Genomic DNA, 23826 nt, shown 5'->3' with positions numbered 1-23826 from the left:
CGTTGCGGATGGCGTGGCGGCGGTTTGGCCGTCGTCGCGAAGCTCGCCCAGGGTCGCCTTCGGGCACTCTGAGTAAAAGAACGATGCTCCCGGCGGAAAGACCCATCCCACGGAGGAACGGGGGTCCTCTTCAACCTAAAGGACCCCTATTTTGTTTGAAGGTTTTTGGGGTCGGCGGTGAGGAGCTCGAAATTCCGGGTCAAGACCCAGAGGAGGTGCGTGTCGTCGTCCCGGCGAAGAAGAACCCGGGGCGAAGCGCCTTTCTCTTCCCGGCCGACTCGCAGGACGTGGATCGGGCCCGAGGCCAGGGTCACGGTGATTTCGGCGGAAGGAGCGGTGAACCCGGATCCCAAAAGGGCCAGGGAGGCCGGGGGGTCCACAAACTCTTCCGCGGAGAGGTAACGAAGACCGTTCGTCATCCGTTCCGCCATGGGGCCGTCGGCGGGTTTCCCATTCACGGTCCAACTGGTGGAACTTCGCTCAAGAGCGAGGATCGCTTTTCCTCGGCGGACCTGAACCGATTGGATCACCGCGTCGGGGGCCAGGGGAAGCGCGCGGTTGTCCCGCCAGGCTTTTAGGTCCGTCTCCACCAGCTCCCGCCGCAGGCCTTTCGCCAAATAGACTTCCGTGCCGTTCCCTTTCCGCACGTAAATATGTCCGCCGGAAGGCGAATCTTTTCCCACCACCCATTCCAGGGGAAGGGCGCCGCCGGGTCCCATGACCTTGAGCCTCACCCCGCCGGCCTCGTCCACCAAGAAGAGCGGGTGGCTGTCCGCCCGACGACTCACCACATTTTCCAAAGTGAGGGACCGGAGAGAGGCCAAGAAACTCACGACGTTGCCGTCGTTGGCGGGAGCGTCGATCGGTGTTTTCAATTGCCAACCCGCCTCGGCTTTCTCGAAGGAAATGGTGGGCCGTCCCGGAACCTGAATTTCAAAGCGGGCAATCTCTTTTGGAACTTCCGGGGTCATCGGTTTTGTGGAAGGCCGGGGGATCCGACTGATTAAATATCCCGCCGCCAAAACCGTTAGAACCAGGGCCAGGGTCCGCATCCATTTAGGCATGGGGGCTCCGGGGACGGAGAAACGCGGCGCGGATGCCCTCGCGTCCAATGGAGCGGTTCCGCCAATGCCAAACTCCTCCCAGCAGAACCAGGAAGGGGACTAAGAAATAACCGAATCCCTTAAAAACGGCGCGCACCCATCCGGGAACAGGTTTCAACGGGCGGTAAGGGGAACTTTTCGGGGGAATCGTCAGATAATTTCCCTCTTGGGTGAGCCACTGGGCCATGGACAAGATGAAGAGCGCGTTGCCGTCCGGGTTGGGCATTTGGGGGTTGGCGAAGAAGGAAGTTCCCATGACCACCAGTTTCACGCGAGGAGCCGGACGGGAAGGGTCCCGAAAGGTGACGGTGGACCCTTCCACCAGCGCGGCTAAGGTAAAGGGGCCGAGATCTTTTTGCCGACCCGCCCGGGAAAAATCAGAGGGGGAGTCGGTCTTCAGTTGGTTGAAGATGCTCACGGGGTCCACGTTGTAGAACCCGGGCCAGATCCAGCTCTTTTTGGAAGATCGAGCGAGCCAGGTGAACGTCAAGGCCGAGGGCGGCGCCAGGGTGGGCGTGAGCGCGCTGGCGTAGGGGAATCCCAGCACGTCGATGCTCTGGAGGGAGCGGTTCTGCCGGTTCAAATCGTTCGCCATGACCAGCGGGTAATATTTAACCGGGAAAATCGTCTGCTGATCCTGCATCGTGATGTTCCGACATTGGTCGTCCATGACGAAATCCCGTTCCACCTGAACGCCGTAATGTTCCAGGAAAGGTTCCAACCCCGTGGCCTGGGCGATGGAGCGGAGGTTGTCGGGGAAAACCACCCGGCGGTTCAGCGCCGCCACCAAGGGCACGCCCGAAGCCACGTAATTGTCCAGGGCGTCCAATTCTTCCGGGGTCATGGGGCTTTTCGGGCCCAGGAGGAAGACGACGTCGGGTTTCATGCCCGGCCCCTCTTTAGACAGTCGCGTCGTCTCCACCCGGAATTCGTCGAAGAGCCGTCCAGCGGGCCCCTGTTTAATGAATTCGGGGGAAACTTCGTTGTGGTTGGAGATGAAAAAGAGGATCTTCTTTCCCTTCTGGCTCATCACCCGCAGACGGCTGGAAATCTCATACTCGAGGTTGTCCACCTCCTTGACGAAGGGGATCACGTCCTGCTTGTCTTGGTAATGGAGGACCAGCCCCATGTACCCTTCGCGGACCTGGAACTGGTCCGAGCCCACCTGGGTGAAACGGGCGGGTCGAAGGTTCAGTCGGTTGAACTCCATCAGAGTTTCCTCGGATTTGTCCGGGGCGATGGTTTCCACCGAGAATTTCCCCCGGCTCGCGGTTTGGTATTCCTGAAGGAGGTCCCGGATGTATCGTCCCTGGCTCTCGTAGGGCTGGGGAAGGCCCGGCGTGAGATAAAACCGCGCAATCACAGGATCCTCCAAGGATTTCACCAAGTCCAGGCTGGCCCGTGAAAGGGAATAGCGGTGGTCGGCGGTCCAATCGAACCGTATGAAAAAGCGGTCCCCCAGGAGGTTTAAGAACGCCAGGGCCCCCAGGACGAGCAGAAGGCCCGTCCCGGAGACGAGACTCAATTGAACTTTGCGGTTGTTGGCCACGGGAATCATCGCCATCGCCGGCTGTTAAAACTCGCCAAGGTCGCGGTCAGGGCCAAAACCGTGCCGGAAAGGAAATAGAGGACGTCCCTCGTGTCCACGACCCCTTTCATGAAACCGCTGAAGTGCCGATCCACCCCAAGGTAAGAGAGGAGTTGGCCCGGAACGCCGGGGACATAATCCGCCGTCCGGCCGATGAGGAAGAAGGCGAAGCAGAAGAGGAATCCGAGCAGGAACGCCACCACCTGGCTCCGGCTCAAGGAAGAGGCGAAAAGACCGAGGGCCCCGAAAAAAGCACCGAGCAGGACCGCCCCGACGAACCCCGCCGCCATTTGTCCCAGGTCCGGGGGCCCCAGAAAAACCAAGAGCGCCAAGTAGACGGCGGACAGCCCGATCATGGCCAGCCAGACCGTGAGCACCGCGCCGAATTTTCCGAGCACGATTTCGCCGTCTTCCAACGGGAGCGTGGCCAGGGTTTCGATGGTGCCGGTTTTAAACTCCTCGGCGAAAAGCCGCATGGTGAAGGCCGGGAGGAAAATCCCCAGGATCAGCGGCATGGGCCCGAAAAATTCGTCTAAGGTCGCCTGTCCCCCGAGAAACAGCGACGCCGTGAAAAACCAACCCATGATCACGAAATAAAGGACCAGAACGATGTAGGGCATGGGGGAGTTGAAGGACTCCTTCCATTCCTTCTGGGTCAAGAGCCAGGCGCGGGAAACCTTCATTTCGCCTCCGTGAACTGTCTAAATATGTCGTCCAGGGCCGCCGCCGGACGGTGCAGTTCCATGATCGGCCACCCGGCCTCGGCGGCCAAACGGCTGACCGCTTCCCGGGGGTCCTCCGCGGCGGAAATGGTGAAACCGGGGCAGTCGGGTTCCGCATCGTCCCGCCGCTCGACGGTGACGCCCGGCAAGGCGCCGAGGCGAGCGGCCAAGGGTTCGGCCGGGCCTTTCAGTCGAACGAAAAAGGTGTAGGCCCCCGTCAGACGCTGTTGCAGTTCCTCCATGGTGCCCTGGGCGACGATGGTCCCTTTATGAATGATCAAAATCCGGTCGCAGATCCGTTGGGCTTCCGGCAAAATATGGGTGGAAAGGAGGACGGTCTTTTTTTCTTTCAGACGAAGAATGAGGTCCCGCACTTCTTTTTGTTGGTTGGGGTCTAAAGCCGAAGTGGGCTCATCCAAAATCAAGATCTCCGGGTCATGCAACATGGCCAGGGCCAGGCCCAGCCGTTGACGGTATCCTTTGGAGAGTTCTCCCACGTCCTTGGCCATGACGTCCAAAATAGCGCATTGCTCGGCCACCTCGGCCACGCGGGCTTGGATGGTTTTTACCGGGATTTCCCTGAGTTTGGCGAACAGGGTCAAACATTCCCAGACGCCCAGGGATTCGTAAAGGGGGTTCGCTTCGGAAAGATAGCCCACGCGGCGCCGAACTTCCAGGGGGTTTTCCAGGACGTTCACGCCGCCCATCTTGACCACGCCCGCCGTTGGAGGGAGATAGCCCGTCAGCACGCGAAGCGTGGTGCTTTTCCCCGCGCCATTGGGGCCCAGGAGTCCCACCACTTCGCCGGGATTAACGGTGAAAGAAACGCCGTTCACCGCCCGGGTGGCGCCGTAGTCTTTGATGAGTCCGGTGACTTCGATCATGGGTTCGCGTATTCCAAGAAGGGAATCATACTAGAAAATGACAAGCCCTTTTTCAATTCCCCGGGCCACGCGGTCTTCGGGCTCCCTAAAGAGAGCGGCGGCTTTCCAGCAAAACCCCGGTGGCCCGTCCGACCTGGATGTCCGAAGTCGGGACGGCACCACCCATGGAGATAATCTGTAGGACGGCGCCGACGGGCCGAATAGGCCCCGGCCCCGAAGGGGTTTTTGCGCGTCTAAAAAGGGCCTTTGCCCGGGTCTGGCCGGGGAGGCCCAGTCTAAACGGTTCGGGCTAAACCGGGGGTCAGAAAGATCGACTCAACTTTCCCCGGACAGCTGTGACTCCCTCGGTTGTTACTATTTTGTTACAAACCCTTAAGGCCGTCTTTCGGGTCGCGCGGGTAGAATGGGATGGATTTCCATCACACGGGAGGTCCTTTGTTCTTGGAACGAAAATGGCGACGGTGGGCGGGCGCTTGGCTGGGCGGTGTCTATTTCGCCGCGAACGTGGCCCTGGCCCACGCCGCTGAAACGAATTTTTGGACGGAACGGCGGCTCTTGGCGGGTCGGGGGGGCACTCTTTTGGCCGGCCTGCCTTCCCTCCAGACCCCGGTCCTTCCCGGTTCCTCCGGAACAACGCAAAAAGTCGAACCCACTCTTCCGGAAAAAATCCAGCGTTCTTTGCCGGCTTCCTTTCTTTTAACCCACGGAGGCCTCTTCCGCTCCCTGCCCACCGCTTTCGGATCGCTCCGTTCGGTTTCGCTTCCCCCCCGGGTTTCCCCGTTCAGTCCCATTATCATTCACATCCAGGACATCCATCGAAATGCGGAAGCCCAACGTCATATCTCTTCGGTGGTGGCGTCCCTGGGCCCTCTCTCCGATCTCATCCTTCTGGAAGGATCGACCCGCCCCATGGATCTGGCGCGGTTTCGGGCGTTCCCGGAACGGGCGGCCGTTCAACTGGCGGCGGAAGAATCGTTGGCGCAAAACGAAATCACGGGCCCCATCCACGCGGTCCTCACCGCGACGGGCCCGTTTCCGTCCCTGATCGGAGTCGACGACCCCTGCCATTACGCCGCCAACGTGGAGGCCTATCGCCGTTCCGCTCTGCGGATGGAGGAACAGAAGGCGAAGGGGGCTGATCGCGCGGCCCGATTGGAGGAGGAAAAGAAGAAGATTTTCAATCCCGCCCTCTACGCCTTCGATCAAGCGGTCACCGGATACGCGAAGGGGCGCACGTCCCTTTCCGATTACGTCAAGGCCGTCACGAAGGGTGCTCGGGTCCTCCCGGTGGACGTCCGCTGTTTCATCGAGGCCTTGGCGATGGAAAATAGTTTGGATTTTCAGGCGGTGGAGTCGGAGCGGTCCCGGGCCGCGGAGGTCCTGGGGTCTCGCCTAGACCCCCATGAACTGGCCCGACTTCTCGCCCAGGGGGCGGCCTACCGGGCGGGGACCCTGCGGTATGGGGAGTTTTATCAATACCTCAAGGATCTGTGCGCCGAGAACGGCGTCCCCCTCGGCAAAAATCTGGACGCCTATGTCCGCTATGTTCTGTTGGCGGACGGGGTGGACGCGGGATCCCTTTTCAGCGATCTCCAGTCCCTGGAAAAAGATGCCTACCGCCGGTGGAGCCATAGCCCCCTGGAGTCCGGCCTGGTCGCCCGTTCCCGGCGAGTGTTTTTAACGGAAAAACTAGTGGACTTTTCTTTGACCCCCGGCGAATGGCGTGAGTATGCCGAGACGCCCACGGCGGGGTTGGAATCTTTTGAATCTTTCTATCAGGAGGCCCACGTCCGGGACGGCGCCATGGCCGCGAACGTGCTGTCGGCGTTGCAAAACATTAAAAGGAAAACGCCCCGGACCTCGCCCGTGGTCCTTCTCATCACGGGGGGGTATCACGCCCCGGGGATCACGGAGGACTTAAACCGGGCCGGCGCCGTCGTTCTCTCCTTCGTTCCGAAGGTTGAGAAAATCGACGTCGCCGAGGGCCAGGTCGCCCTGGGGATTTTCACGCAAGAAAAGACCCCTCTGCAAAAGCTCTTTGAAGGTGAAAAACTTTTTCTCGGCCAAGACCCCTGCCCACGGGCGGCGGAACAGTTGGCCCTCCCGCTTAAAACGGCGGCCACCAGCCGGGATCCCCAGAACGCTATGGAGCAACTGGCGCCTTCCCTGCGCCGTCGGGTGGTCCGATTCGCCGAGGGTCTCTCCCTGCCGTTGGCCCGTGGCACCTATTCCGTTCGAAAAGATCTTTCCGCGCCCCTCGGCCGCCGCCTCCTGGGGAGGGCGGAATCCTTCGGGGTGTGGTCCGAGGTTTGGTCGCGCATGGCCCGCGTAGCCCGGAACGCGTGGGTTCTGGCCCGGTCGAAGATCTCTCGCCCTCCCGTGTCCTCCCGAACGAACGAACAAGCCCCCCGCGCCGTTTCACCCGCTCCCGCCGCTCTCCCCGGCGAGGTGACCGCGATCCTCGATCGGGCTTTCGCGATGGCCCAATCGGCGGTCCTGGAGGCCGGGAACTATTTGCTGGCGGAGCAAAGGAAAGCCATTGGAACCAACAAGGCTGACGGCAGTTGGGTCAGCCACGCGGATCTCGAATCGGAACGGAGAGTGATCGGTTCGATCCGCGAGGCTTTTCCCACCCACGCCATTGTGGGGGAAGAGAACATGGCCGACCTCGTCGCCGAATCCGATTTTGTTTGGTACATCGATCCCTTGGATGGAACGTCGAACTATTTGGGAAAAAACTCCGGGCGGGAAAATCGGTGGGGGGTGTTGATCGGTTTGCTCTTCCGGGGAAATCCGGTTTTGGGAATTTCCTATTTTCCCTCCATCCCGGGGCCTGACGGTCATCCACTTTTAATAAAGGCGCGGGCGGACGATCCTCCCGGCTTCTGGGTCGGGGATCAATTCCATAGGCCCGTTGACGAATCACGATTGTCCTCGCGCCCTGGCGATTGGACGGTGATGGGGCACGGCGATTATCGGAATGGGAGACCCTTTCCGGCGTTGGGACGGGCCGAGCAAGTGTTTGGTCGGACGGAGCGCCATGCTTCCTCCATTGCGCTCTGGTTGGCCTTGATGTCGTTAAACAAGGTCGGGATATCGTTGCCTGGTTTTGCCGTTAATCCCGCCGCCTACGCGAAAGAAGAGGTGAAGGAGTGGGACGTGGTGGCCCCTTCCGTCCTTCTGGCCCAGGCGGGGTGTGTTATTTCCTTGGATTTCGGCCGGACCTCCTTTTTCCCTTTGGCCCCGTCCTCCACGGGAGATCACGCCAGGGCGGGGTTCGCCGCGGCTCTCGGGTCCTTCCATCACGCGACCTGGCAAGAGGTGATGAACGGGTTTTTCGATGAATCAACGAACGGGGCGGCCTTCAATGCCTTGGCCCGGGCCTCCGGGGCTTTTGGCTGGGGCGCCATCGCGGTGGGGCTGGCCTGGTTTGGTCTGGATGGTGGAGTCTTCGGGACCCTTTCGGGGGCCTCCGCGTTGCTCGGGGCGGGAGTTGTTTACGGCGGGAGCATTTCTTTCCTCAATCTGAAGGACGCCCTCCTCACGGGAATAGCCCGCGAGATGGCGAAGCGGATTTTTGGGGAATATTCCTTCCCCCCGGAGATCAGCGACGCCGCGATTCAAAAGGTTCGAAGCCGGTTCGGGGGGGCCCTGGGTTCCACCGACCGTTTAAGAATCGAAACCCAAGAAAGGATGAACCAGCGCGGGCGTCGCGGGAAATTCGGTTGGTCTCTCGGGACCTACGGTTTAACGGAATATGATCAAAACCATCGTCCCGCTCTCAGCGTTATGGCGGATTGGCTTTTCTATAAAACGCCCACCGCTGACAAATCGGTTCTTTCCGGAGCAGGTTCCCGGGGGCCTCCCACTCTCTGGCTCCGCCTTTTCCCCTGGTTTCAGCGCCACGCGCGAAACGCCGTGGCCGACCGTGAAATCCGTCGCCGATCCCCCAGTCCTTTTTTGCGGAACGCCCTGGCCCTCGATCTCCGTCGGCCGTTCCGATTTTTTTCCGACAAAAACCAAAGAAGGTTCTTTCCCTCTGTCCGAGTAACGACTCAGGTCCAGACGTTTCTCCCTCTCCCGCTCGCGGGAGAGGGTGGGGTTTTCCACCGGGTGACCAGCAGGAGACCTGAGCCGTTGCCTGTCCGAAATAAAAGGGACAAAGGCTTTTCTCTCCCGGGATGGAAACCCTTGGCGGGGTTAACCGGCGGCCTGTCCTTGATCCCGAGCGCCTGGGCGGAGGCGGGCGATGCGATAGGATGGGCGGGAGTGTGGCCGTTGATGAGAATGTTCTTGACCATCGCCGTCCCCGTCTATTTCGCCATCGTCCTCCACGAGGTCGCCCATGGGTGGATGGCCCTGCGACGGGGGGACCCAACGGCGCAGGAGGAAGGGCGGCTCAGTTTAAATCCTCTGCGCCATGTGGATGGGGTGGGCACCTTCCTGGTGCCGGTGGTGTTGAGCCAGTTCGGGATCTTGTTCGGGTGGGCGAAACCGGTTCCCGTTAGTTTCGCCCGACTTCGAAATCCTTCAGGGGACATACCCTGGGTGGCGGCGGCCGGCCCGGCGGCCAACGTCGCGCAATTGTTGTTTTGGATGGCGGCCCTTTTCGTGGCCGCCCACGAGATTTATCCGGCCGCGCCGGGTTTGGGCACCTTTTTGGGCGCCATGGCGAAAATCGGCATTCAGGTCAACGTCCTCATGGCGGTGATCAACCTCCTCCCTATCCCTCCGCTGGATGGGTCAAAAGTGATTTTGCCCTTCCTCCCGCGCTGGGCCGCGGTTCTCGTGTTTCGAATGGAGCGCTTGGGAATTGCCGTGGTTCTAGCGGTCTTGTTCTTCGCGGGCGGGCCGATTTTTCAATTCATGCAGGGGACGGCGGGTTTTGCGATCACCGTCGCCCTGGGCGGAGTCCTTGGGGTGGCCTCCATGCGCCGCTCGGCCAACGCTTTACGCCAGCGGGCCCAGCGGGAAGCGGCGACCACGTTCCGTCGACTGACGGCCTCGGTCCAAGGGGCACGGGGAACCGCCGTCGGCGAGGCATGGCCCTATGAAGGTTCGTTGGGTCTCGCCCAAGCGGACGGCGTTTTATCCTGGGTTCGGGATATGCGGGGATCCCTTCGGTCACCGGAATTTCGAAAAGTCTATGGCGAAGCCCTGCGGGCGGGAAAAAGGAGAGTTCCCTCCTTCGCGGGCCCGGCGGATGTCCTGAACCGTCTTTCGGCGGTCCCGTCGGGTGAAGGCGGTGGAAGGGCGGGGCTGGTGGTTCCCCTCATGATCCTCTCTCGGGAATCCCTGGGCGAAATGGAGTCGATCGTGTCCCGGTTGGACGAGGCAAATCAAGGGAGGGAAAATCCCATCCATCTGGTTTTGGCCGGAACGACCATCGGTGTCGCGGAGCGGCTCGTGGCTTTAAAGGGGGCCCGCCCCTATGTCCACATCATTAAATCCCCCGTGGCTCCGGCCGGCGTTCTAGACCCCGCTTCGTTAGCCCAGGGAGTGGAATCATTAAAAGATTTCTCAGCGGCGGTCCCCGTATCGTGGCGAGTGGGCCTGTCCCCCGGGATCCATGTGGATCCAAACTCCATCGAGGTGTTGGGCGATGTGGGGTCGACCGGCGGTCTCAAGAGGGCGTTGTTGGAATTCCTCCAACGCCTTCTCAAAGGCGATCGGGCGACCCCTTCCGATTGGGGAGCGGCCATCGATATCGTCGCCCTGGTGTTGCGGAATGCTTAACCCGAATTCCCCAGTTGGATCGCGGGATTCGACGTAAAATTCGGGCGTTTTTCCTTCACAAAAAAGTTTGTCCGTAGTCCCCGCTACGGCTTGCACTTTTTTGTTCGTAAAAACGCCCGCCTTTTCCGTCTCGGTCCTCACGCCCCACCGGGGAATCCGGGTTAAGGGCGGAATGGCTCGTTTGACGTTCCGGCCCCTGGCGTTCGGCGACGGATGTGGGTAGAATTACCTTGTTCCCGGGCTGAAATGGCTGGAATTGAAATGGGAGGCCTCGGGTTGTAATGGAGGAGGGACGGGTGAGCATTGAAGTTCGCGGGTTGACCAAACGGTTCGGCGGTTTCCTGGCGGTGGACCGGGTGTCCTTCCGCATGGAAACGGGGGGGCTCGTGGCGCTCTTGGGCCCCTCGGGGTCCGGCAAGAGCACCCTCCTCCGCATGATTGCGGGGTTGGAGCGGCCCGACGCGGGGGACATCCTTTTGACGGGCGAGGAAGCCACTTCCCAGAGCGCCCGGGAGCGGAACGTGGGTTTCGTGTTTCAGCACTACGCCCTCTTCAAGCACATGACCATTTGGGACAACATCGCTTTCGGCCTTTCGGTGAGGAAAGTCCCGCTGGAATCCATCCGGGCGCGGGTGAGCGAACTCTTAAAGCTCGTCCAGCTCGACGGATACGAATCCCGGTTTCCCGGCCAGCTTTCCGGCGGTCAACGTCAACGGGTGGCCTTGGCCCGGGCCTTGGCCCCCGGCCCCGGGTCCTGCTTTTGGACGAACCCTTCGGCGCATTGGATGCGAAGGTGCGGGAAGAATTGCGGGAATGGATCCGGCGCCTGCACGAAGAGGCCCGGGTGACCACCCTCTTCGTCACCCACGACCAGGAGGAGGCCATGGAAATCTCCGGAAAAATCCTGGTGATGGCCCAGGGACGGATCGAGCAGGAGGGCACGCCCTTGGAGATCTTCGACCACCCGGCCACCCCTTTCGTCGCGCGGTTCGTGGGCGAGACCAACTGCGTGGAGGCGCTGGTGGGCCAGCCGGAACTGGTGCTGTGGGGGCCCTTTCGGTTCACCGTGACGGGGCCCGCCGTGGGCACCCGCGTCCGGATTTATTTCCGTCCCAACGACGTGTACCTCAGTTCCGCCCGGGAGACCCTGCAGGTGGAGGGGCGCATTCTGCGTTCCCGGTTCCGGGGCCCGCTGATCGAACATCAAATCGACGTGGGAGCGGACCAGCCCATCGTCGCCCATGTCCCCAAGGGCGTGTCCCTGGCCAGCGGTTTTTCCGCGGGGGGCCGCGTCTTTGTCGGGATCACGGCGTTTCACGCCTTCTCTCTCTCATGAAACGGCGGCGGCAGGGGAGACCAGCGTGACGGGCGAGGGCCAGGCTCCGCGCGTTTTTTGGCACCCGGGGACATTGACCGAGGAGGACCGCGTCCAAAAACTCGGGCAGCGGGGGTGCGTGGTGTGGTTGACCGGTCTCTCGGGGTCCGGAAAATCCACCGTGGCCCGGGCCGTGGAAACCGCCTTGCTGGAACTCGGAAAAAACGCCGTGGTTTTAGACGGCGACAACCTCCGGTTCGGGTTGAACCTCGACCCCGAGGGGCTCCAAAAGCGGGCGGGATATTCTCCCGCCGCGGCCCGCCGGTTCGGGCTCGGTTTTTCGCCGGAGGATCGGACCGAAAATATTCGGCGCGTGGGCGAGGTGTCCAAACTGTTCGCCCAGAACAACGTGATCGTCCTGGCCGCCTTCGTCTCTCCTTCCCGGGCCGATCGGGTCGCCGCCCGGGCGCTCCTCCCTCCGGGAAGATTTTTAGAAGTTTTCTGCAACGCCTCCCTTGATGTTTGCCAAGCGCGGGACACCAAGGGTCTCTACGCCAAAGCCCGGGCCGGCGAGGTTTCGGATTTGAGCGGCGTCTCCGCTCCCTACGAGGCCCCGGAATCGCCCGATCTGGTTCTGGAATCCGGGAAAGAATCGGTGAAGGAAAGCGTTGCCCGCGTTCTGGCCCTCTTGCGGGAGAAGGGTATCCTTGTCCCGGCGGGGGGGGGCCGATGACCGTGTTCTCCCCGGCGTGGATCAAAGAAATGGAATGCCTTTCCGACCCGCGCGCTCTTCTGGCGAACCTCCACGCGCGGTTCGGCGGCCGTCTGGCCATTGGAACCAGCGGCCAATTGACGGGGGCGGTCCTTATCGATCTCTGCTTCGCCGCCGGGTTCACGCCCCGGGTTTTCACGAACGACACCCTCCGTCTCTTCCCGGAAACCATGGCCTTTTTCCAACAGCTGGAAAAAAGATACGGGTTTTCCCTGGAACGGTACACGCCCGAAACCAAGGTCTTGGACGAGATGGTGTCGGCCTATGGGGAATATCTTTTTTTGATTCCAAGGAACGACAGGAACTCTGTTGCCGGGTTCGGAAAGTTCTCCCCAACGAGCGCGCGCTAAAAACCTTGGACGTCTGGGTCACGGGGCTCCGGTGGGACCAGTCTCCGGGCCGTGCGAAAACGCCACGCCTTCAGGTGGTGGACATCGAGGAGGAAGGCGGAAAACGTTCCATCCTTAAAGTGGCGCCCCTGGTGGATTGGACGGAGGAACGCGCGCGGGCCTACTTAAAGGAAAGAGGCGCTCCCGTCCATCCGCTCCTTGAAAAAAAACTTCCGGGCGGTTACTTCTACGAATCCCTCGGGTGCGTCCTCTGCACGACCCCCATCGGGCCCCATGAATCCCGCCGCGCCGGTCGATGGCGCTGGTTCAACCACGAAAGCGCCAACAAAGAATGCGGTCTTCACCTGCCGTCGAAATCCCTTCCTCCCGCCCCATGACGGGGGCGGAGACGGATCTTTCCATCGTCCGGGATTTGGTCCGGGAGGCGGGGGGCCGGGTGATGGAACTCCTATTGTCGCCCCTCGTGACCTCGCGGAAGGCCGACCATTCCTTGGTCACCAACGCCGACCACGCGGCCAACGATCTCCTTTGCGCGGGTCTCCGCCGCCGGTTCCCCGGTTACGGGGTTTTAAGCGAGGAAACCGGGCTGGAAGGCCCTCCTGGGGCGGAGTTCCTGTGGGTGATTGATCCTCTGGACGGGACCCGCGCCTACGCCAAGGGTCTCCCGGGCTTCAGCGTGATGGTGGGATTGTTGCGGAACGGCCAACCCGAGGCGGGCGTGGTGTACGATCCCATGACCGAAACTCTCTTTGAGGCCGCGCGGGGCCAGGGGACCTTCCGTTGGCGGGGGAGGGTCCGGACCCCCCTGCGGGTGTCGGACCGGCGGGAGTGGGGCGCCATGCCCGTGATCACCTCCCGGGGGTTCCCACCGGCCCTTCGCCTGGCCCTTGAGAAAAGCGGCGGGCTCCGATTTCTGGAGCCGATCAACAGCGTCGGCATCAAGGTCGGTTACCTGGTCGACGGCCGCGCGGACCTGTATCTCAACCACCACCCGGTCCACCTCTGGGACACCTGCGCGCCACTGGTCATCTTGGAAGAAGCCGGCGGGCGCATGACCCATTGGGACGGAACGCCGTTGTCCTACGTTCTGGACGGTCGATACGCCCACTCCCAGGCCACGGTGGCGACGAACGGACCCCGGCACGATGATCTCATCGCCCTTCTCCCGGGCCTCGCGCGAACATGACGCCTAAACCCCTCAACCTGAAAACGTTTACTGACCGAGAATTAACTTTCTCTTTGGCGGACCCCAACGCGGACCTTCGTCTGGCGGCTTTCCGGGAGTTGGGAGCGCGCGGGGAGAAATGGGGTTGGGAAGCCTACGGCCTTCTGACCCGGGATCCGGTTCTGGCGAGCCTCTTCCGGTCGCCCAAGGACCCCTTTGACGCCGTGGGGGTCTTGGTCGGCGCCGCTGCTTTTGATCGGCTCCGGGCGGCCTGGCCCGAGGCCGCGGAGCGGTCCTTGGGGGAGAGTCGACGGGAGCTGACCATCGATTTCCGAAACGTTCGTCTCGACGTCATGACCTTGGGTCCAGCGGACAGCGGGCTGGAGGAGGGGGAGCGAGAAGGGCGGGAAGGGTTGGGGGAAGTGGAATTTCACGTCACGGACGTTCCCGCCTTCGCCGCTCAGGTCGATGCGTTGGAAGGTGATCTGAAAGCGCGCGTGACTTTGCTCCCTGGAGATCCCAAGGCTTCCAGCCGTTTTTTGTTGGCCCACGTCAAAGGTCCACGGGGCGCCCGGACTGTTCTCGTTCAACTGGTTCCCGGATAGCCCGCCAGGTGGTTTGGGCGGGGGCCCTATTCCCGTGGGCTTATTTTATGGTTTCTCTTGAAGGCGCCGGGCGATGGATTCTTCGAGCCTATTTTTAAAGGCGACGGCGTCCTCCCGTTCATTTTCCGACAAATCCAACTTCAGATAGCGTTCGGCGGCGTGGTGGGCCTGGACCAGTTCCCCGGCCATCATCCAGCTTTGGGTGAGACGCCAGAGAAGGGATTTGTCCCGGGGTTGCCGTTGGGCCAAAACCTGCCAGTGGGCGGCCGCTTCCCGGGGTTGGGCCAGCTTTTCGTAGAGTTCGGCCACCCGAGCCCGAAGGCCCTCGTTGCTCTCTTCTTGCCGGAGCGCCTGCCGCAGGAGATCCAGCGCTTCGGTCACGCGTCCCTCCAATAGTTTCGCGGAGGCCCAGGCCGACAGAAGGTCCACGGATCCCGGTGGGTCCTGAAGCGCGCGGGCGAAGGCCGCGCCCGCCCGGCGGCCGTCTCCGTAATCCAAGAGCAAGCGTCCGAGTTCCGCCGCCGTCCGTCCGTTGTTCGGATCGACGGCGATGGCGGCTAAAAATTCTTCTTCCGCTTGGTCCGGCGCCGCCAGGCGCGCGAAGGCGTCTCCCAGCCGGAGGTGGCCGACCCGAAGGGATTCGGCGGGGGGTCGGGCCTCGGCCAAAAGCAAGGGCACTCGACCCAGGGACACGCGGGCGATAGGGGCAGGCAAGTCGTCCAGTGGCACGGCCATGGGCTGGACCACGAACCCGGCGGGAAGGAAATCCGTTGTTCCTTCGTTCGGAAGGGAAGAGGGGGACTCCCCATAGAGGGGGCGGGTGTCCGAGGGGTCGAAGTTTTTTCCTTCCGGGTCCGGCCGAAGTCGGATGTCACGCCGAAGGCCCTCCACTTTTTGCGCGTAGGTCACCGCGCCCGCCGTTCCGAGTTGGTCCCAGGCCAGAACGCTGTCCCGGGGGAGGGAACGGAAAATGTCCGCGGCGGCGATTTCCGGAGAAGCGGGGCGGGCCGACAAAAAAGCATGCCCCGTTAGGAGGAGTCCAGCCAGAAGCAGGCCGATGAAAATGGGAACTCCCTCCCAACGGGCCAGGGTCTCCCGGATTCCCCAGGCCAGAAAGAGGGAGAGGAAAAGCCCGCCCACCATCGCAAAAGCCGAACCCGTCCCCGGCCAAAAAGCCGAAACGAGGAGCCCCCCGATCCAAAGGAGGCTCAGGGCCGCCGCCCGGGGACGGTCGGCCTTGAAAGCTCGCCGGGCTCCCCAGAGGGCGATGGGGGTCCCGGCCCAGGCCAGGATCTGAAGCCAAATGTAAATCGATTCGCGGACGCCGACGCCGGCGTTTGTCTGGACGGACGAGGGAAAGAGTCCCGCTCCCATCAGCGAAGGGAGGATTTGGGCCAGTTGTTCCGGCGTCGCGGTTTGGAAAGATCCCAAAACCACCCAGGGAAGCAGGAACGCGGCGGCGAAAGCCAAGAGGGCCGCCACGGGCGGCAGGACGCGTTGAAAAAGCATTTTCCATGGGACCGCCGTCTTGGGAGCGGCCGCTTCCGCCAAGGGCCGAGCCCGGTGCAGGGCCAGGAGACCGGGCAGAAAGAGGATCCAACGCAGGTCGAGAGTCAGGGTCAACCCCCCGGCGATGGCGGCCCCGAGAGCCGCGCTCCACCGGGTCGGGCGGGGGGACTGGCTCCAATGGAGAAATCGCTCGAGGGCGAGAATCGGAAAGAACAGTTGGACCGCTCCCGGAAGCCCTCCCGTGGCGGCCCGGAAGACGGGCGGCGAGAGAATCCAGAGCGCTCCCGCCGCCAGGAGGGTTGTGGTCCAGCGGTGGTCCTCCTCCAGTTCCAGGAGCGCCGGACCCGGTTGGGATCGCGGCCGAAGGCGGGCCAGGAGATTCAGCGCCACCGCGGCGGAAAGGGCGCCCAGGAACGCGCCGCCCACGTTCATGCGAAAGGCGGGCGTCCCGACGGGGAAAAGGAAGAAGGACGCTTTTCCGAGGAGAATAGGGATCGGTGAGACGGCCGGCCCCATGGGCTGGAGGGTCCAGGAAGCCGTGGCCCAGAACCCGCCGATTCCGTCGGGAAGAAACGGCGGAAGGGCTGTCGCGTAAAAAACAAAGGTCGCCAAAAAGATCAACGGGAGGATCATTTTTTAGGCCATCCCTTCGGGGTCCACGTCCAGGGCGACGCTGGTTCCGGCGGGGGGAACGAAGGCGTTCACCCTGGACAGAAGCGGGGCCAGGCGATCCGCCGGTGTTTTGAGAACGACCTGCCACTGTTCCCAGCCCGCTTTTTTTCGATGGAAAGCCGGGGCGGGGCCCAAAATCATGGAACCTTTCGGAGGCGGACCGGCCTCCAGCCAATGCACGAGCGCCTCCGCGCCCTCTTCGGCGCCCGACTCCGTCCGCGCCCGGACGACCGCGTGGGCCATTCGCGTGAATGGAGGATAGGAGGCCTCCCGCCGGTATTCGATTTCCTCCTTGGCAAAGGCGTCGAAATCCCGTTCGGCCACCGCGCGGAGGGCGTAGTGGTCCGGGTGGCGGGTCTGGATCACGACTTCGCCGGGCCGCCCGGCCCGCCCGGCCCGTCCGGCCACCTGCATCAACAGTTGGAAGGTTCGTTCCGCGGCGCGGAAGTCCGGAAAGGAAAGCGAGCGGTCCGCGTCCAAAACGCCCACCAGCGTCACGTTCGGAAAATCGTGCCCCTGGGCGATCATTTGGGTGCCGATGATGATGTCCACTCGACCCTCCAAAACGTCCCGGTAAACCCGTTCGTGTCCATGGCGCGCGGCCACCGCGTCGCGGTCCCAGCGAAGGCAACGAGCGGCGGGGAACAGCGTGGCGATGTCCGCCGCCACCCGCTGGGTGCCGCGGCCCGACGGAGTCAAAACCGCGCCCCCGCAGGTCGGGCAGTGTTCCGGAAGGGGCTGGACCACCTGGCAGGTGTGGCACCGCAGGGAGGGCCCCGCCGTTCCGGCCCGATGGAGAACGAGGCTCACCGCGCATTGGGGACAGCGGGATTCCCAGCCGCAGGCGGCGCATTCCACGTGGGTGGAATACCCCCGCCGGTTTAAGAACAGGAGGGACTGTTCGCCGCGTTCCAACCGTTCCCGGAGAGCCGCCACGAGGGTGTCGGAAAGGTACCACCCTTCTTTCTTCATGTCCACCCGCCTCACCACGGGGAACGGCCGGTTTTTCACCCGGCGGGAGAGGAGGATCCGTTCGATGTCTCCCGCGCGGGCGCGGGTGTCGGTTTCAAGCGAGGGCGTGGCGCTTCCGAGAATCAGGAGCGCCCCATGCAGTCGGGCTTTTTCCTCGGCCGCGTCACGCGCATGGTAATGGGGGGCGTTATCCTGCTTGTAAGAGGGGTCGTGTTCTTCATCCACGATGATGACGCCGAGGGGCGACACGGGGAGGAACAGGGCGGAACGCGGGCCCACGATGACGCGGGCCCGGCCCTCTCGGGCCCTGCGCCACACCCGCCAGCGTTCGCCGTTGGCCATTTCGCTGTGCCAGATTTCCAGGGCGTCGCCGAACCAGCCCCGGAGCTGGTCTTCCATTTGCGGCGTCAATCCGATTTCCGGCACGAGCAAAAGGGCCCCCCGCCCACCGTCCAGCGAGGCGGAGAGGACCCGGCGATAGACTTCCGTTTTGCCGGAGGCCGACACGCCCTGGAGCAGGAACCGGCGGTGTTCTCCGCCGGCGAGCGCGGGAAGCAGGCGCGCCAGGGCGGCCGCCTGTTCCTCGGTCGGTTGGTGGAGTCCGGGCGATTCTTGGATTCGATGCCGTTCGGCGGGGGGGCGTTTGGGCGGCCGGCGGCGGCCCAGGGGGCAAACGGTGAACAGCGCTTCGCCCAGGGAACAGGAATAGCGGTCGGCCATCCAATGGGCCAGAGCCAGGTCCCGGTCGTCCAGCGCCGGGTCCGGTTCCACCAATCCTTCCAGAGGTTTCATCTTTGCGGCCGGCAGGCCCCCGGCTTCCGGTTCGTGCCGGCGGAGAACAATTCCCATCTGGCCCGCCCGGCGTCCGAAAGGCGCCCACACGCGGTGACCCGGCCGGAGCGCCCCGTCCAAGTCGGGGGGAACGCGGTAGTCGAAAACGCGGCGGAGGGGGATGGGGAAGGCCACCTCGGCCAGACGAGTTTCCATAACGGAGCCCTAGGTTTTGGAGCGAACGGCGCTCTCCAGCGCCGCTTTCAGGTTCTTCATGTCTTCCCACACATCCTTCTTGAGCGCCGGGTTTCGCAAAAGGGCCGCCGGATGGTACGTCGGAAGAAATCGAATGGGTTCGGAAAGGCCTTCGACGTTGAAATCGAACCATTTCCCCCTGAACTTAGAGATGGCCTCCTCGGTTTTCAGGAGCGCTTTCCCCGCCGTGGCGCCCAAGGCCACGATGAAGAGCGGCCGGAGGATGCGGATTTGGGCCATGAGGAACGGGGAGCACACGGCCATTTCTTCGGCCGTCGGCGGGCGGTCGTTGGATCGTTTCGTGTTGTCCGAGGGATCGATCATGGGGTGGCATTTAACCATGTTGGCGATGTAGACCCATTTCCAGGGGGGATCCACGGGGTGGCGGGAAAGCTCGGTGGCCGCGAGGATTTTGTCCAGGAGCTGGCCCGCCGGACCCACAAAGGGTTCGCCCTTTCGGTCCTCCGCGTAACCCGGGCCTTCGCCGATGAAAAGCACCCGGGCGTCGGGGTTTCCGACGCCGAAAGCCAGTTGGATGCGGGAGGCGCCCAAAGGACAGCGACGGCAATCGCCGATGAAATCCCGCAGGCGCGCCAGTCGTTCCGCTTTGGAAAGCGAGGAATCGTCTTTGAACCGATCCAGGGGTTCTCCCTCCGCCGCTTTGGGTTCCTTCGGGATCGGGGAAACCGGGTTCAACGCGAGGGTGGCAGACACGGGGATGGACGCCGCGGGTTTTTTTCCCGGCAGGGTGCGGGTTCTTGATCGCGCCACGGCCCGGCGAAGTCCCGCCGCGAGATCAGCTAATTCTTCGCGCGGGTTACTTTTCACGGGTTTTCGTCCCACTGTTTTTCTGGTTTTTTTTCTGCGGGTCTTGGGCATGAACGGCCTCCAGCAGGCGGGCGAGGATCCGCCGGGCCAGGTCCTTCTTGGCGCCGCGGAACGCTTCGGGGGGGGCGTCCGGCGACAGGATCCAGGCGCGGGTGCGGTTTCCGCCCAGCGAAGCGGGCGAATTGGCGACGATCAGATCCAATTTTTTCTCGATCATTTTTTTCCGTGCCCCACCCAAAAGGTCCCGCGTTTCCAGCGCGAATCCGGCCAGGCGGGGGAAGGCTCCCCGTCGATCCCGGGCGATGGTTCGCAGAATGTCCGGGTTTGGAAGGAGTTTCAAAACCGGGGGCGATTCATTCTTTTTAAGTTTCGTCCGGGACGATCGTTCCGGCCTCCAGTCGGCCACGGCGGCGGCGCCGATCACGGCCTGGGCCCCCCGGGCCGCGCGACGCGCGGCGGCCAACATCTCCCGAGCGGACACCACGGCCCGAACTTGGATGCCGACCGGAGCGGGAAGGCCCGTCGGTCCGGCGACCAAGGTGACCCGCGCTCCCGCGTCCCGCGCCGCCTCCGCCAGGGCCCATCCCATGCGGCCTGAGGAGTGGTTGGAAAGGTAGCGGACCGGGTCGAGCGCTTCCCGCGTGGGGCCCGCCGTGATGACGATCCGGCGGTTTTTCCATCCCCCCGGCGTCATGGGGCTATTTCGCGGCCGTGAGCGCCCGGACCACTTCGGAGATGATGGCCTCGGGCTCCAAAAGCCGTCCGACCCCGTGATCTCCCGACGCCAGCCCGCCCTTGGCGGGGCCGAGCACACGGTGGCCGAAGCCCCGAAGGGTTTCGATGTTCCGAGAGGTGGCGGGGTGAGTCCACATGGGTTCGTGCATGGCGGGCGCTAGAAAAACCGGGGCCCGGGTGGCGAGTAGAACGGAGGTCAGAAGGTCGTCGGCCAGTCCGGCGGCCAGACGGGCCAACAGGTTGGCCGAGGCGGGAGCCACGAGAACGGCGGCCGCCTTTTTGGCCAAGTCCAGGTGCGGCATGGTTCCGTCGTGGAGGGCGAAGGGATCGGTGAGGGCGGGCCGTCCGGTGATGGCGGTAAAGGTGAGCGGCGTGATGAAACGTTGGGCCCCGGCGGTCAGGATCACCGTCACCCGGGCCCCTGCGTCTCCCAAGCGCCGGGCGACCTCGGCGGCTTTATAGGCCGCGACGCTCCCGGAAACGCCGAGGACGATGTCGGTGCCGCTTAAAGCCGTCATGGGCGCGGAACGGTTATTCCTTGTCGGCGGGCAAGGCCTCCGCCTCGTCTTTCCCGTCGAGCCCGGTGTCTTTCAGCGTGATCGTGGGGAAGGCGAAATCCATGTCTTTCTTTTCGGCCTTGGGCGGCGGCGGGAGGAGTTCGATTTCGTCCAGGGTCACTTTCTTTCCTAAAATTTCCCGAAGGGAGGCCGCCAGGAGTTCCTGGGGTTGAAGCGTGGACTGGTCCCGGTGTTTGATTTCCTTGGCCCAGCGGGTCACGAGCGAGATCATGCGGTATTTGTCGTGGGAGATGGTGAGGAGCAGTTGGTTCAGCGGAGCGTCCAAAGGGATGGCGAGCTCGGCTTCGATGGTTGGGGTCTTTTCCTTTTTGGTCACGTGGTCAATCCTCCTCGATTAAAAATCAGGACCGTGCCGGTCCGAACAACGTCAGACCTTCCGGTTCTTTTGCCAAGCGCGCGACGCGGCGGTGTTCGGCGCTCAAAATGGCGGCGAGTTCGTCCACCGCTGCTTGCACATTCTCGTTGACGACCAGGTAATCGTAGTGCGGGGCTTGGGCCATCTCCTCCCGCGCGTTCACCAGGCGGCGCTGAATGGTCGCCTCGTCGTCCTGATTACGGCCTCGAAGACGCTCTTCCAAAACCCTCCAAGACGGCGGCGCGATGAAAACAAGAACGCTGTCCGGAAAGGCTTTTTTGATGGACCGGGCGCCCTGGGTGTCGATGTTCATCACCACGTTCAGACCCTTTCCCCGATGGCCCTCGATGGGCCCCCGCGGGGTCCCGTAAAAGTGCCCGTGCACCCGGGCCCATTCCAGCAGGTCCCCCCGCTGGATCCGAGCCTGGAACTCCGCTTCCGAGACGAAAAAATAATCCCGCCCTTCCGCTTCCGATGGGCGCGGCGGTCTGGTGGTGCAGGAGACCGACAGCCGGACATCGGCCCGTCGGTCCGCCAGCGCCTGGCAAAGCGTGGACTTCCCGGTGCCCGAGGGAGCCGAAAGGACAAGTAAAATTCCGCTTGACATGAAGGAGGAGATCGAACCCGCGGATTATACCAGATTTTTTCGCGCGCTGTTTGAACGGTTTCTACTCCCAGGAGCCTGGAAAGCCGAAATTTTTACACCTTAGGGTTATTTACGGTGGGGTTTTGTTGCTGAGGTGGAACTTGATCAGGTCCGGGCGTTCGGGCAGGTTGGGGGGGATGTTGACGTAGAGGTCGGGATCCCTTTCGAAAATCAATTTGTTGAGGGGGTCCGAGGTGGTCACGGCGGTCAGGGCGTGGACGGTGCCCTTGACCGTGACGGTCGTCGGGTTGCCGAGCGCGTTGCGTTCCACTTTGATGGTGGGGGCCATGTAATACCCCCGGGCGCCCATTCCGGGACCCCCCTGAAAAACAATGGAATGGCTGGCGAGAACCGCAAAACTGCTGGACGAAGAGGAAACGTAACCGGCATCAGGGAGTTGCCCGACGTCCCCCATCAGGAATATATTCCCTTTTGTCGGTCCCGGCGTGGAGGAATAGGAGACGATGTTGACCCGCGCCTCGCATATTCCGGAGAGGAACAGGTTCCCGTCCCTCACCAAGAGGGTCGGCCACCCGAGATCCGGATCATAGGCCACCGCCCAAAAATCCGTGGGTCCCGGACCATAGGTGCACCGGCAAACGCCCGCGACCGTCGAGAGCGTAAAGGTGGAGTTCCCTACCAATTCGTTGGTTCGATGCATTAAATAGTAGGAAAGATCCACGGGCGGGCGGACCAAGGGCGGCACATAATTAAATGAAGGGCCCAGGTAAATTCCGCCTCCTGGATTGAATAGGCTCCGGTAATACATCGTTGTCCCTGCCAAGAGAGTGGTGTTGGGCCCTCCGGTGAAATTTCCCTGGACCAAGAGGGGTTGTCCCGCCAGGCGGACATTGGCTGCGGGGTCTGAAAGATTTAAATTCCCCTTGACGAAAACCCCATCCCACGTCTGTGGTCCGGCGTTGGCCAGCGGACTGTTGCCGTCCACTGTCAACGAGTCTTCCACCACAAGCCCGAACCGTAAATTGTCGTTGCGAAAAAGCACCAAGAACTGGATGGTGTTGTCTATTCGGTTTGACAAATTCGCGCCGTATTTATAAAAATAATCAACCTCTGCAGATCGAACCGTCTTTTGGGTTCGATCTGCCCCACTCGACCACTTACTGGAAATATTCCCACCAGATCCTCCCCATCCGGAGGCTATGAGGGTTCCCATTACGGACGAATCATAATGATCTTCATTGTAGTTCGTTTTAAAAAGGGACATCAATAATCTTGCCTGGTTCGTTGCGCTTGCCAAGCTTTGTTTCGAAATTATTTGTGTCCGGGAAGATCGGTCCTGACGAATCGTCATTTGGATTAAAAGAACGGCCAAAGGAAGAAGAATGGCCATTAATCCGAATGCAAGCACGATGAGGATCGACGCTCTTTTAGGATTTTGACGGGAATGGAATGATTTTTTCATAACGCGTACCGCCGGGCCGCGAGGAGAGGGGGACTGATTTCACGCGAAACCGTTTTGTCGGGGATACCGTCGCCGTTGCCGTCAATTGAAATCGAAACTCCAATGGACGCAATCGAGCGGAGCTCCTTTCCGTCGAGAATGCCGTTGGCGTTCCCGGGCCCCACGGGGGGCAAGGCGGCGTCCAGTTCTTCCCAGGTGACGATGCCGTCCCGGTCCCCGGGGTCGCCGTTGTTGGGAATTCCGTCCAACCCGAAATCGGCGGCGAATCCGACCCCGCCGGTAGCCGAACCGGAAAAAGTGAACTGGCACGAGACGAAACCTTGCCCCAAAACGCTCCGCCTCCAGGAGCCTTCGTTAAAGCGAATGTCCCGGTAGAGAGTCTGCCCCTCCAAAACGTATCGGCATTGAACATCCACCTGGCCGTCGCCATCATCGTCGTCATCATCCAAATCGTTCCCCACAAAACGCCAATCGGCGCTGTTCACCCAATTGAATTGGTCGCCGTCTCGGTCCGGGTCCCACTCGTTCGGGACGCCATCCCCGTCCTGGTCTCCGGAAGGATCATACCCCGGAAGGCGGGTGGAATCCAAAATAAATTGGATCTCGTTCTGCTTGGCCACGGTCAGTTCCACCATCTCAGGCAATTCCCGATCAAGCAAAACGTCCAGAGGTGTGGTTTGGTTTGATGCGTTGGCTTTGGAAAAAAGGTTGGATAAAAAGCGTCCACTCCCATGCATGAACTTGATGGTCGGCAATAGAAGGAACCCCAGGGCCGCCGACACCAACAGCAACTCGGTCAACGTCAATCCTCCCCGCCCCCTCCGGATGCGGCAAAAATTAAA

Annotated in this window: 19 protein-coding genes and 1 pseudogene; 7 read left to right on the top strand and 13 right to left on the bottom strand. The window is 62.2% G+C overall.

The window, feature by feature from the left end:
* Positions 1-146: 146 nt before the first annotated feature.
* Genes IPP35_05980 through IPP35_05965 form a run of 4 tightly spaced genes read right to left on the bottom strand, consistent with a single transcriptional unit; the run spans position 147 to position 4297 of the window.
* On the bottom strand, positions 147-1064 hold the full coding sequence (locus IPP35_05980) for a DUF4340 domain-containing protein (protein MBL0058646.1): 918 nt from the start codon (positions 1062-1064) through the stop codon (positions 147-149).
* Entirely contained in the window at positions 1057-2661 is a 1605-nt protein-coding gene (locus IPP35_05975; protein MBL0058645.1) for a GldG family protein, read from the bottom strand. Before IPP35_05975 ends, IPP35_05980 begins: the two co-directional genes overlap by 8 nt.
* The gene (locus IPP35_05970; GenBank protein MBL0058644.1) at positions 2658-3374 is read right to left on the bottom strand and encodes an ABC transporter permease subunit; all 717 of its coding nucleotides are present in this window, start codon (positions 3372-3374) and stop codon (positions 2658-2660) included. The genes IPP35_05975 and IPP35_05970 overlap by 4 nt, the downstream gene beginning before the upstream one ends.
* A complete protein-coding gene (locus IPP35_05965) occupies positions 3371-4297 on the bottom strand; it encodes an ABC transporter ATP-binding protein (protein ID MBL0058643.1) in 927 nt (308 codons plus the stop codon). Before IPP35_05965 ends, IPP35_05970 begins: the two co-directional genes overlap by 4 nt.
* Before the next feature lie 441 nt (positions 4298-4738).
* On the opposite strand from IPP35_05965, the gene IPP35_05960 reads away from it, so the two are divergent.
* From IPP35_05960 to IPP35_05930, 7 genes and pseudogenes are all read left to right on the top strand, one after another.
* Entirely contained in the window at positions 4739-10033 is a 5295-nt protein-coding gene (locus tag IPP35_05960; protein MBL0058642.1) for a hypothetical protein, read from the top strand.
* Between the two features lie 281 nt (positions 10034-10314).
* Positions 10315-11030, top strand: a pseudogene (gene cysA / locus IPP35_05955) (sulfate ABC transporter ATP-binding protein).
* 244 nt (positions 11031-11274) lie between these two features.
* Positions 11275-12081 carry an adenylyl-sulfate kinase gene (gene cysC / locus IPP35_05950; protein ID MBL0058641.1) on the top strand — a complete coding sequence of 269 codons (807 nt, stop codon included), beginning with the start codon at positions 11275-11277 and terminating at the stop codon, positions 12079-12081.
* Positions 12078-12470, top strand: a complete 393-nt coding sequence (locus tag IPP35_05945) for a phosphoadenosine phosphosulfate reductase family protein (protein ID MBL0058640.1) — start codon at positions 12078-12080, stop codon at positions 12468-12470. The genes cysC and IPP35_05945 overlap by 4 nt, the downstream gene beginning before the upstream one ends.
* A 5-nt stretch (positions 12471-12475) precedes the next feature.
* On the top strand, positions 12476-12847 hold the full coding sequence (locus IPP35_05940) for a phosphoadenosine phosphosulfate reductase family protein (protein ID MBL0058639.1): 372 nt from the start codon (positions 12476-12478) through the stop codon (positions 12845-12847).
* Positions 12802-13656: an inositol monophosphatase gene (locus IPP35_05935; protein ID MBL0058638.1), complete on the top strand. Its 855-nt coding sequence runs from the start codon at positions 12802-12804 to the stop codon at positions 13654-13656. The genes IPP35_05940 and IPP35_05935 overlap by 46 nt, the downstream gene beginning before the upstream one ends.
* Positions 13653-14240, top strand: coding sequence for a hypothetical protein (locus IPP35_05930; protein ID MBL0058637.1), 588 nt, complete (start codon positions 13653-13655; stop codon positions 14238-14240). The genes IPP35_05935 and IPP35_05930 overlap by 4 nt, the downstream gene beginning before the upstream one ends.
* Positions 14241-14285: 45 nt before the next feature.
* Here the strand turns inward: IPP35_05930 and IPP35_05925 are convergent, their stop codons facing one another.
* The 9 genes from IPP35_05925 to IPP35_05885 form a co-directional block, all read right to left on the bottom strand.
* Complete coding sequence (locus tag IPP35_05925) at positions 14286-16382, bottom strand: tetratricopeptide repeat protein (protein ID MBL0058636.1); 2097 nt, start codon at positions 16380-16382, stop codon at positions 14286-14288.
* Between the two features lie 3 nt (positions 16383-16385).
* Positions 16386-18380, bottom strand: coding sequence for a primosomal protein N' (priA, locus tag IPP35_05920; protein ID MBL0058635.1), 1995 nt, complete (start codon positions 18378-18380; stop codon positions 16386-16388).
* A gap of 9 nt (positions 18381-18389) precedes the next feature.
* Positions 18390-19247 (bottom strand): uracil-DNA glycosylase, encoded by an 858-nt coding sequence (locus IPP35_05915; GenBank protein ID MBL0058634.1) that lies wholly within the window; start codon positions 19245-19247, stop codon positions 18390-18392.
* Entirely contained in the window at positions 19237-19941 is a 705-nt protein-coding gene (locus IPP35_05910; GenBank protein ID MBL0058633.1) for a hypothetical protein, read from the bottom strand. Before IPP35_05910 ends, IPP35_05915 begins: the two co-directional genes overlap by 11 nt.
* Before the next feature lie 4 nt (positions 19942-19945).
* Positions 19946-20500, bottom strand: a complete 555-nt coding sequence (locus IPP35_05905) for a hypothetical protein (GenBank protein ID MBL0058632.1) — start codon at positions 20498-20500, stop codon at positions 19946-19948.
* 13 nt (positions 20501-20513) lie between these two features.
* Positions 20514-20876 (bottom strand): hypothetical protein, encoded by a 363-nt coding sequence (locus IPP35_05900; protein ID MBL0058631.1) that lies wholly within the window; start codon positions 20874-20876, stop codon positions 20514-20516.
* Positions 20877-20901: 25 nt separating this feature from the next.
* Positions 20902-21522, bottom strand: coding sequence for a guanylate kinase (gene gmk / locus IPP35_05895; GenBank protein ID MBL0058630.1), 621 nt, complete (start codon positions 21520-21522; stop codon positions 20902-20904).
* A 109-nt stretch (positions 21523-21631) separates the two neighbouring features.
* Positions 21632-22600, bottom strand: a complete 969-nt coding sequence (locus tag IPP35_05890) for a hypothetical protein (GenBank protein ID MBL0058629.1) — start codon at positions 22598-22600, stop codon at positions 21632-21634.
* A gap of 380 nt (positions 22601-22980) precedes the next feature.
* Positions 22981-23784, bottom strand: coding sequence for a hypothetical protein (locus IPP35_05885; GenBank protein ID MBL0058628.1), 804 nt, complete (start codon positions 23782-23784; stop codon positions 22981-22983).
* Positions 23785-23826: the final 42 nt, after the last annotated feature.

Source organism: Elusimicrobiota bacterium (assembly GCA_016721625.1).
Lineage (GTDB): Bacteria > Elusimicrobiota > Elusimicrobia > FEN-1173 > FEN-1173 > JADKHR01.
Note: the sequence above shows the minus strand (reverse complement) of the source record. Positions and strands in the feature narration are given on the sequence as shown.